The 11,905-nt window shown below is 46.5% G+C and carries 5 protein-coding genes; all 5 read right to left on the reverse strand.

What is annotated here, in order from left to right; translation table 11 throughout:
- Positions 1-9: 9 nt before the first annotated feature.
- Positions 10-768 carry a TerC family protein gene (locus EK374_RS18570; RefSeq protein WP_127026023.1) on the reverse strand — a complete coding sequence of 253 codons (759 nt, stop codon included), beginning with the start codon at positions 766-768 and terminating at the stop codon, positions 10-12.
- Between the two features lie 109 nt (positions 769-877).
- A complete protein-coding gene (locus EK374_RS18575) occupies positions 878-2,506 on the reverse strand; it encodes an HD family phosphohydrolase (protein WP_127026024.1) in 1,629 nt (542 codons plus the stop codon).
- Positions 2,507-2,521: 15 nt separating this feature from the next.
- On the reverse strand, positions 2,522-4,732 hold the full coding sequence (locus tag EK374_RS18580; protein WP_233280282.1) for a CHASE2 domain-containing protein: 2,211 nt from the start codon (positions 4,730-4,732) through the stop codon (positions 2,522-2,524).
- The gene (locus EK374_RS18585) at positions 4,726-5,541 is read right to left on the reverse strand and encodes an MBL fold metallo-hydrolase (RefSeq protein ID WP_127026026.1); all 816 of its coding nucleotides are present in this window, start codon (positions 5,539-5,541) and stop codon (positions 4,726-4,728) included. Before EK374_RS18585 ends, EK374_RS18580 begins: the two co-directional genes overlap by 7 nt.
- 9 nt (positions 5,542-5,550) lie before the next feature.
- On the reverse strand, positions 5,551-11,889 hold the full coding sequence (locus EK374_RS18590; RefSeq protein ID WP_164731912.1) for an Ig-like domain-containing protein: 6,339 nt from the start codon (positions 11,887-11,889) through the stop codon (positions 5,551-5,553).
- Positions 11,890-11,905: the final 16 nt, after the last annotated feature.

Consider the following 11,905-nt stretch of genomic DNA (forward strand, 5'->3'; position numbering starts at 1 on the left):
TTTTTTCACTTAATCAGCTTTTTCGTCCGATATAGCTTTATGTAGTTTCACTACATTACGGCCTTTACGCATGCGGATATTGATCATTTCAACAGCCACAGAGAATGCCATAGCAAAATAGATATAACCTTTTGGTACATGCACATCAAAACCTTCGATCATTAAGGTCACACCAACCAAAATCAGGAAAGATAAAGCCAGTACTTTAATGGATGGATGTGCGTCGACAAAATCACCAATAGACTTAGCAGCAAACATCATGACCAACACTGCGGCTATGATGGCAATCGCCATGATTTCAATTTGATTAACCAGACCCACAGCAGTGATCACTGAATCTAAAGAGAAGACGATATCTAAAATAGCAATTTGGATCAGCACCATAAACAGGTTGTTCGCTACCACTTTAGGGCCGGCACTTTCTTCTTCCATACCTTCAAGGCTATGGTGAATTTCCTGAGTCGACTTCGCGAGCAGGAATAAACCGCCTCCTATTAAGATCACATCACGCCCTGAAATATCATTACCAAGCACAGTAAACCAGGTTTCGGTTAACCCCATCACCCAGGAAATAGAGAATAACAACGCCAGACGGGCAAACATCGCTAAGCCTAATCCCATGCGGCGGGCAAAGGCACGCTGATGTTCAGGCAAACGCCCGACCAAAATAGATAAGAAGATAATATTATCTATGCCTAACACGATTTCCAGTGCAGCAAGAGTACCCAACGCAATCCAGGCCTCCGGACTTGCGATCCATTCAAACATATAAAATTCCCATGATTTTAGTTAACTGCGGCTAGTGTAGCGGCTTTATTGGCGAATTTCAGCTGTAACCTTTTGGATATTGGTAATGGTTCCATAGATTTAACCTGAACTATGTAGCATTCTGGCGTTGCTCTGGCGGCAAATAACCAGGAATACAGTTGTGGTCGATGTGGTCTAACTGACCGGGTTTTAAAAATTGCTTCGCATACTGCAAATACACTTTCTGATCGATAAAAATATCAAACAGATCCGGGTCTATATGCTGGTTTTCTCTCATTCGGCCCATAATAGCCAGACATTCGCTTAAAGGTTTACCGTCTTTATAAGGCCTGTCTGAAGCCGTTAAGGCTTCAAAAATATCAGCTATTGCCATCATACGGGCCGGCACAGACATTTGTTCTTTCTTCAGACCTTTGGGATAACCCGTGCCGTCCATTTTCTCATGATGCCCGCAAGCAAACTCAGGCACCCTTTGTAAGTGCTTAGGAAAAGGCAAAGACTCCAGCATATCAACTGTAATATCCATATGCCGGTTAATGATCTGCCGCTCTTCGGGGGTCAGGGTCCCGCGGGCTATACTCAGGTTGTAAATCTCGTTGGCAGACAACAGGTTCTGCTGTTGCCCTGCAATCTGAATTTGCTGCCGCTGACCAAAATCAGCAACACGCTGCTGATCATTTTTATCCATAAACTCGCCACCAATATTGGCCTTGCGTAAAAATTCACGCTGCTCATCTAAAGCGGCCAGACCCTGTGCAAGCTGTTGTTGCAACGCTGTAACTCTGGCTTGATCCTGTTGGTGTGACGCCAGATACAACGGGCCAGCCAGACTCAGCTCTAAATCCCGTTTTGCGATTTCAATTTTGGCATCGACCAGCTCAATCCGGTCAAAAATAGTTTGTAACTTACTGGCTTTATCCATTACATATTCTGGCGTAGCGATTTTGCCACAGTCATGTAACCAGCCTGCAACGCTTAACTCGTGGCGGTCCGCGTCAGTCAAACTAAAGTCAGCCAAAGGGCCATAATTGTGGTTATGAACAGCGTCCGCCAGCATCATGGTTAACTCAGGTACCCGCTTACAATGCCCACCGGTGTAAGGTGATTTTTCATCTATAGCTTTTGCAATGAGTCGCGCTATGCCTTGAAACAATGCTTCCATGTTCTCAATCAGTTGCTTATTGGTTAAAGCCACTGCGGCTAAAGAGGCCAATGAACGCACTAACTCCATTTGCTGGCTGGAAAAAGAACTGACCTGCCCATCCACAGTGGCGTTAATAAGCTGCAACACCCCATTGAGTTCGCCCTCATGATTTTTCATAGGTACAGTCAAGACGGACTGGGTATGGTAGCCTGTACGTTGATCCATGCTACGGGCTGCACTTAAATCATATTCCTGACAGGCATAGGCATCAGGAATATGGATCATCTCACCTTCAGCAGCTGCTATGGCCACTATTGCGTGTTGATTCACCTGACCATCTTTGTAAATAGGAATAGAAGGAAAAGGAATAGGCTGGCCTGAACTTCCCCCCATATACATCTTCAGAGAGTTGTTGATCAGGGTTTCAAATTTCAGACTTTTATCTGCGGTGATCGAATAAATAGTACCGCCGTCGGCCTGGGTTAACGTTTGAGCACTGGTTAAAATACGCTCCAGCAAACGGGTAGTATCCCGCTCCACCGACAATGAAATACCAATTTCAATCAGATGCTTTAATACTGAAGGTTCTGCCATTTGTCTTCACTGCCCTTATTTTTCTGTATGGGTATAAACCCCATCCCAATCGGTGCCTGGTGGTTGCTGACGGTAATAATGAATTCGCTCTAAATACAAACTATACAACTTGTGATTGGACTGTTGCTGCAGTTCAACCCAGAGTGCTTCAGCATCAGACCAGTTTTGCTGGAAATAAAGCACCAGCGCCTGCTCATGCCTTAGCAATAAAGTAGCAAGCTCAGGGTCAGTCAACAAGTCGGGATCCACAGGTTCATAAATAATCACAGCTTCAGTTTTCCCTTTCACTTTGACTTTATCTACGCTACGAAAGGTTAAGGACTGGCATTGCTGCACTGTTCCCTGACTGACCAAAAACCGAACGCCATAATATTTGGTCAGACTTTCCAGCCGCGAACCTAAATTCACCGCATCCCCCAACACTGTATAAGCTCTGCGGTATTGTGATCCCATATCACCTACATTCATCTCACCTGTGTTTACGCCAACACCAATATCAATGGCTGGCAGACCATCAGCGACAAAGCTTTTACTGAGTTCGTCTGTTATTTTTAACATCGAAAAACCTGCTTTCACGGCCAGCTCTGCATGAGCTTTTACATCCAGCGGCGCATTCCAGAATGCCATCACCATATCACCGACATATTTATCTATGGTGCCCTGATGTTCAAAAATAGTTTTAGTGATGGGTGAGAAATAGCGGTTTAATAGCGTTTTCAGTTCAGTGGCCGTCAACTTTTCCGATAAGGTCGTAAAACCCCGGATATCAGAAAATAACACCGACATTTCTTTTCGTTTTCCATCCAGGCTGACACTTTCAGGGTGATTCAGCATTTCGTCGATATGAGCAGGAGGCACATACTGGTCAAAAATAGATTTAATCCGCGCTTTTTGCCGTGAAGCGCCAAAAAAACCATAAATTAAATTCAACAACGTCAGACCGAAAATTAACAACAGACTGGAGGTCAGCGGTAAATCCAGCTTTAACACTTGCCAGCAATACAAGTTACCTGCCAGCGTGAGCAACAACAGTCCGCCCCCGGTTAAGGCTAAGCTGACAGGGCCCAAAGCCGGAAACAACAGACTCATCACCATGCCCAGCACCACTAAAAATAAAAACACCAGAGCTTCTGCCCAGTCCGGGTGGGAATGAATAAGTTCTGGATAAATTAAACCTTCAAACACATTGGCATGCACTTCGACCCCTGGGTATTGAACTCCTACCGGGGTCGAACGCAAGTCCGCATGGCCCACAGCAGAGGTGCCAACAAAAACTACTGCGTCTTTTAGCAAGGTTTTATCAACTGCACCATGCAACACATCAACAGCAGAAATATAAGGGAAACTGCGGGCCGGTCCGCGATACGGGATAAGCACTCTGCCATATAAATCTGTATTGATCCGGGTGTTACCTACAGTGACACCCACAATAGTATTAATCTGTTCCAAAGGAGCGGTTTCTACTGGAAGTTCACTCGCCAGTGCATATAAACGCGCGGCTTCCAGTGCCAGCGAAGGATAGACTTTATCCTGATAGCGGATCAGTAAGGCCGCCTGACGGATAAACCCATCCGGATCCGGAGATGAGTTAATAAAACCCGTACCTGCACTTTGTTGTTGCAATACCGGGGTATTAGCAACATAACCTTCGAAATGACTGACCGAACTTTGACTGGCCTGAGAGTCCATCAACACATAAGTTTCGGGCAGTTGCCCTACAGCAAGCTGCTCTTGCTGAAATAAAAAACCCAGTACTACATCTTTATTTTCCAGGCTTTCAGCAAAATGCTGATCCGCATCTAAGGCAGGTACCAGTTGTTGTAATTCTTTGGTCATTTCAGCCGACAACAGCTGCTGATTGGACAGCTGTAAAACTTGTTGCACCGGATTACGTTCAGGCTCGGAAAAAATCACATCAAAAGCCACCACTGAAGCCCCAGCTGCAGTTAACTGTTCCAGCATTTGCGCAACCAACTGTCGACTCCAGGGCCAACGCCCGACCTGCTGCAAACTTTTTTCGTCTATATCCACAATGACAACTGGCAGATCGGTTGCGGCTCTGAAAGGCAGCGTCAGCTTTAATCTACTGTCATACAATAAGCCATCCAAGCGCTTTAACGCTGATTGTTCTGAATACACGGCGCCTAACTGAGCCAACACCAGCACCAGGCTAAACAACAGGCTACAGAGCAGTATCCATTGATGACGACGCCAATACTTCAGCACCACAGCTCCATTCCTTCCCGAGCCATCAGAACTTCAGGTTGCTGACCACTGAACTGCAGCGCTAGCTGGTCCAGCTGCTGATCGCTTCGATCTGGATCATGGCTGAAAATGACCAGTTTTTTTACCTGAGCTTCTTTGGCTAATACCACAGCCTGACTGACTAACGAATGACCCCAGCCCAACTTAGTGGGCATATCTGCTTCCAAATACTGGCCATCGTGGATCAATACATCCACTCCTTCGACAAACTCCAGCCACTGCCCCCTTGATGTCAACTCCTGTTCTGGCGGAAAAAGTTCATTATCTGTGACATAAGCAAGGGTCTGTCCATCCGCAGTAATGCGGTAGGCACTGCCAGAACCCGGATGATTGAGCCGGCAACGCTGGATTTGAAAGTCTCCCAGTTGCCATTGATCCTCTATTACAGGAGTAATACGAATAGTGGCAGCCAGTTGCTCTGGTGCAACAGGAAAAAACTCACCACTCATTTGCTGTAAAATCGCTTGGTGTTGTCCATTCAGAGTGTTGCCGGGAATAATACGAATAGATCGCTCCGCCTGATAAGCAGGGGCAAAAAATGGAAAGCCCTGAATATGATCCCAATGGTTATGGCTAAGCAATAACACCAGGTCTGCAGTATCCGCCAATAATTCCTGCCCTAATAACCGGATCCCCGTACCTGAATCCAAAATCAATCTTTGACCATTTTGACTGGTTAGCAACACACAAGGCGTATTGCCGCCATAACGCTGTGTATCGACGCCGGGTGTCGGAATGGAGCCACGCACGCCATAAAATTTAATCTGCATAATGACTCACTAATCAGAATTATTCTGAAACTCATAGAATTGATACTGCCGCAGTGTTGCGCTATACCCACTTGAGTCATAGTTACTCCATCCCAGCGTGACCTTACTGCTGGTCAACTCCATAAACAAATCGTAGGAGATGGTAATATCACTAAATAGATAAGCCCCATAGGTCGCAGAGTTTGCTTCAAAAGCCGGATCCCAACGGCCTACATCAGCGCCACTGCCATCCAGCAACACTCGCCCAACCCAGGCAAATGCACCTGAAGTGCCAGCCAACAGCAACCGGCCAGAAGCATCTACATGGAGCTGATTAATCTTCAGATGAGCAGGTATCGAATTGCTGAAACTGTTATACAGTCTGGGACTACCGTAGTTAAATGAAGTATCAATTCCCCCATTTTGCTGCAAACGATACAAATAATGCTGGTCAACACCTTCGGAATAGCTCGCCAGAGCTACCACCAGATTACGCCCGGCATCAAAATCCAGCAAATTAAGGTACTCGAATTGTGAGGTCGGGTTGTTAGAGTTATCGATCAGATTGATCAGACTATAGCCTTGGCCAGACTGACCAAAGGTATCAGAAGGACTGTTGCTGGTATTCATCAGCACACCAGTATCACTAAAGCGTGCAATATAGAGTTGAGGATCAGTACTCAGCTTGTACTGTCCTGCGATCACCAGACTGCCATCCACAGGATCCAGTTTCATCTGACTCAGCTCCTCTACAACCACTGCATTGGGATCGATTTCGCTGAAGACTGTATAACCCGGCAGCGAGCTGCCAAAATTGCCGGTATCTATGCTGCCATCCGTATTAAGCTGCAACAGCACTACATCTGTACTGTAATTGGCGTAGCTATGGTATTCGGCGCCCACCAGCAAGCGGCCATCAGCTCTGATTTGCAGTTGCCTTGCCACCGACTCGTCGTAATTGCCCGCAGCTGCCGGAGCTAAAGCAAGAACTCCGTTGGCAAAACCTGAGTCCAGAGATCCATCCTGATTGAGCCGTACTACATAACCCACCTGATCACCATTAGTCTCCATACCATAACCAGCAACATAGGCCTGATTCGAACTCGCCTCCTTTATGGTACTAATGCTCATGCTCTCGAGTTGATCAGTTGCGAGCAGCACCAGACCATGATTACCAAAACTCTGATCTAAAGCACCACTGGCTGTTAGTCTGCCGACAAAAAACTGCTGATAACCGCCATTGAGATAAGAATAACTACGTCCATAAAACAGAGTTTTATTAACCTGACTCCCCAGCAGCAATCTTTGACTGCCAAGCAAAATGTCGTCACTAAACCCTGCATTAAACCAACGTTGTCCATCAGCAGAAAATGCTGTGTCCGCAGCCAAAGTATTGTGCTGATATTTGCCGATCCAGTTAAAGTCGACACTGCCAGCAGCACCGTAATTTGGATGACTGAAATGATTGAGCAACCACAAGCCTGCATCATCACTTTGCAGATCCACGGCTTTTAATTGTCCATCCACAGCAAGAGGCTGATCGGACATAAAGTCCCCTATCAGATTGTATTGGCTGAGCGAGACCATGTCACCGTCGGCCTCCGCTGTGCTTGTCAGAACATAAAATCCGCTCTGATCTACTGCAAGAGACTGGTAATGCAGTGAATAACCGGCCTTGCCACTGACCTGAATAAATCCGGCAGCATTGCCAAAACCAGAATTCAGACTACCGTCTGGGTTCAGTTTAAAAAACAATCCGTCGGGACTTGTCAGAGCGGAAGACTCTGTCACGCTGCCCACCACATACAACGCATCGTTGTACAACACAGCGTCATAAGCTTTAGAAGAATGTAAAGAAAAATCATATTCCCTGAAACCAGCGCAGTCTGGAGTACAGCCAAAGGTACTGCTGTCTAATACAAAAGAAGGTGAAAAGCGGGCTATTACTATACGATTGGCGGACGACTGACCTATGCCATAGTAATTGTGATTGCTGTCCTGACGTACCAAATCAAATTGTTTAACAGTGCTAAGCATACTGAGCCAACCGCCCTGATAGCCTGAATCTGCAAATTCAAACAAAAAGGCCTGACTGCCATTTTTCACACCAGATACTACATAATGTCCATTATGGTTCAGAAGCAGATCCGTCGCTTGCATATCACCGCTGTCACAGGGAGAGTATTCACAGAGCAGATAGCCTTGTGAACCAGGGCCAAAACCGTAATCCAGCAGTCCATTTTCATCAAGCTTCATTAAATAAAAACCTGAAGCATTAGTTTCTGTGTAGTTAACTAGCAGTACAAGCTCATTATTGCTGGTCAATACCCCAGCCACAGCTTGCTCTGTGAAGTTATAGAAGAATGAGTTTCGAAACAAGCCTTTGCTGGCATAACTGGAGTCCACTGAGCCATCCGGGTTCAGCCGCATCACAAAAACCTGATGCTGGTAAGAATTACTGACCGAGCCAATCACCAGGCTGCGGCCATCACTTAAAGGAATAATTTGCGCCGGATCGTTGTCTTCGCCACTCAGCATCATTTCCAAAGACAGATGGCTTCCTCCGGCAAAGCTGGTATCAGGAAGAACAGAGGTTTCGTAGCTCTGAGCCGCAGTGACAATAATAACTACTGTGGCAGTATCAACCAGAGCAGGATCACCATTTTCTGTCACTTGCACGACCAGGCTATAAGAGGCTGTCGTTGCCGCATCCAGCAAAGACGCATCAGCCACTTGAATAACTCCGCCAGCGCTGATCGCAAAAACTCCTGCTGAATTCCCGGATAAGATTTGATAGCTGTAACTGCCAGGGTCAGCATCGAATTGAGTCATCGTCAGCACATGCTGCGAATTGACATAATCATCTGAAATAGTGACAGTGGCATCCTGCAAAGAAGGTGGGTCGTTCACCGGAGTGATATTGAGCTCAACCTGGGCATCAGAAGTTAAGTCGCCCTGAGTTAATCGATAAGTAAAATAATAGGCACCATAGGATTCTGTTGCAGGTTGGTAACTAAAAGTGCCGTCTGTATTTAAAACCAGGGAGCCATAAGGAGGGGCCTGCACCAGACTTACGACCACAGGCTGATTTGCATCAAAGATATCATTCTGCAGTAATGATTGAGCGCTACTTACAGTCAACAGTGTATCTTCAGCCAAAGTATATGCATCAAAGCTGGCCAGTAGGGCTGGCAGCACCTGAACAACACTAATGGTAACCACAGCACTGCTGGTTCTGATGCCATTACTGGCCTGATAAACAAAAACGTCCTGGCCATAGAAGTTTGCATTAGGCTGATAGCTAAAACTGCCATCAGAATTCATATTCAGTTGCCCATATAAGGGGCCTGAGCTCACAGCCAAGGTCGTCAAACTTAGTCCGGATGGATCACTATCGTTGGCCAGTACGCCTGTCGCTGCATTGACTTGCAATACAGCGTCCTGATTGACAACGTAGGTGTCAGCATTAATCACCGGAAAAGCCTGCTGCAATTGCAAGCCAATCAACGCTGTGCTTGTGCCACCTGCACTGTCAGTAATTTGCACAACTAAGCTACCACTGGCTCCGCCGCGAGCTCTTAACGCTGTTGCATTAGCGACAACAAGCTGCCCCTGATTTGTGATAGTAAACGCCTGGGTATCATCACCACTGAGAATGCTGAAGCTATAGCTTTGGTTGGCATCGACATCTTGCCAGACCAATTGCCCGACCACTGCGCCCTGAGCTGCACTTTCTGAAAAGGTCAAGGTTGTTGCGGTTAATACTGGAACATCATTAACTGGAGACACCGTAATAGTCACAGTCGCCTGAGCTGTTCTGACACCATTACTGGCGCTATAGACAAAGCTGTCCTGACCAAAGAAGTTAGCAACTGGGCTATAGGTAAAAAGACCGTTTGAACTGAATTGTAGTGATCCATGAGAGGGTTGAGTAACCAGGCTGGCCGTTAAAGCTGATCCCCTCAGTTCAGTGTCATTGTTTAATACACTGTTTGACGAAACCAGTACAACATCCTCAGCCACACTATAGTTATCATTAAGAGCTGTAACCGCTGTACTGAGGACTTTGACTGAAACATTGATCTGGGCCGAAAGACCAGCATTATCCTGAGCCTTTACAGTCAAGATGACAGTGCTGCCAGCTAACTGCAACAGAGATGCTGGATTTGCAATACTCAGCACACCGGACTGAGTTAAACCAAAAACGCCCTGAGAATTACCACTCAAAATACTAAAACTAACAATTTGTCCAGGCTCTAAACTCTCAGCTACCAGTTCACCAATGACTTCCCCTTGAGATGCGTTATCCCATACCTCTGCGCTAAGTTCAGCTATAACCGGTGGAGTCTGGGATGCAATAATAGTGATCACAACAGTGCCTGTGCTGACTGCGCCAGCAGCGTCTGTAACCTGAAAAACAAAACTGTCTGTTCCCGTCGCAGAAGGCTTGGGCTGGTAACTAAAGGATCCATTAGCTTGCAGGGTCAGACTGCCTTTTGTCGCGTTCGAAAAAGGCACTGTTACTATACTCAGACGCTGATCATCGACATCTGAAACATGAGCTAATAAACCGGGAGCTGCAACAGTTAACTGAGTATTTTGATTCACCGAATAAGATGATCCCTGAACCACAGGGGCATCATTTTTTGCCATGACAACAAGTTCGACTGTTGCAGAACTAACTAAACCTGCCGGGTCTTTAATTTGATAGCTAAAGTTATCCGTACCAAAAAAATCTTGTCGCGGAATATACTGAAAGCTACCATCGGCAGAGAGCAACACCTGTCCGCTTTTAGGAACAGATAGCAATTCAGTCACCAGACTGATCGCGTCGCCATCTGGGTCTGAGTCATTCGCCAGCACTCCATTAGCCACAGCAACCAGCAATCGCTCATCTTCCGCTAGTTGATAGCTGTCATTTTTAGCTATTGGAGCTGCATTGGTCATCTCAATGCGCAGATCCACCCGAGCTTGAGCTATAGCCCCTTTACCATCAGACACCTGATATACGAAAAAATCATCTCCAGCATAATTAAACACAGGAGTGTAACTGAATGCGCCATCAGGATTTAGCTGCAGAGCACCATGAGAAGGTGCAATAATCGGCTCAATAGCAACAACCAGGCTGTCACCATCAACATCCAGATCATTAGCCAAAACACCAGGGGCATTAACACTCAGCAAGGTATTTTTGTTAGTACTGTAGCTATCATTCAGAACTGTCGGCGAATCATTCACTGCCAATACAGTCAGAGAAACCAAGGCCTGAGCAGTCAGGCCCTGACTATCTGTAATTTGGTAGATGAAACTATCATTTCCGACAAAATTTGGTGTCGGCTGATAGGTAAAACTGCCATTTTCATTTAGCTCAAGAACTCCGTTATCAGGCGGACGCACAGCCACAGTGTCAAGCTTAAAGTTACTGCCATCAGGGTGACTGTCATTACTCAGCAAAAAGTCGCTGAAAGGAATATCTTCATTCAGAGTAAATTGATCAGGCACAGCTATGGGCTGAGAAAACTCTGGAGTACCGAATGCCTGCACCAGATGCTCTTGCGAAAATAAACTTTCACCTGACGAATCAATACCTGTAATTAACAGAAAGTGCCTCTTGCTGACATCCAAATTTGTAATGGAAAGCGTAGGTTGCGACAATGCCAAAAATTGCCTTCCTCCGGCTTTGCTCAGAATATTTTCTGGAGTGATTCCTGGCTGCTCGGCAATGTAAAGGTTATAACGGCGGGCACTGCTATTGGCAATCCAGCTCACTTGAAGTGCAGTCGCGCTAAGAGTGGTATTTACACCGGTGACAGCTTGAGGCAACCATTCAATATCCCGAGCATCAAACAGAATACGGTTACCAAGCAGATCTTCCAGCCATAGTTCTAACCGCAAAGACCCTGGTGTTAAGCCAAAATTACGCGGATTCACGCCAGTGACGGTTTGCGAAAATGATGTACCGCAGCTCGCATCACACAACACTAAAGCCTGCTCACTGCCATTAAAGCCAACCAGTACTCTGGCTATGCCATCCGGGTCAGCAACGTCCACAGCTATGGTCAGATTACCGCTGATACTTTCACCAGAACGCGGAAACCTATAGTTTGCAGTACCATTTCCCACCGCCAGATTTTGCACCCTGTCCGCACGTAAAGGCGCTCCGGCAGCTAATGAGTTATAACCGAAAGCTACCATCAACCCCATTTCAACCGGCGTTCCGCCTGTTGGAGGTGGAGACACAGGTGGGGTGACTGGCGGCTGCTCAACCACAGGGGTGTCTACTGCAGCATCACCACCTGAACCACCACAAGCTGCGAGCAGCGCACAAAGTGCTACAGCAAAAATCTCCCGAAGCAAAACTACACGCATAGCATTCATCCTTTAT

Origin of the sequence: Rheinheimera mangrovi (assembly GCF_003990335.1) — a bacterium.
Taxonomy (GTDB): Bacteria; Pseudomonadota; Gammaproteobacteria; order Enterobacterales; family Alteromonadaceae; genus Pararheinheimera; species Pararheinheimera mangrovi.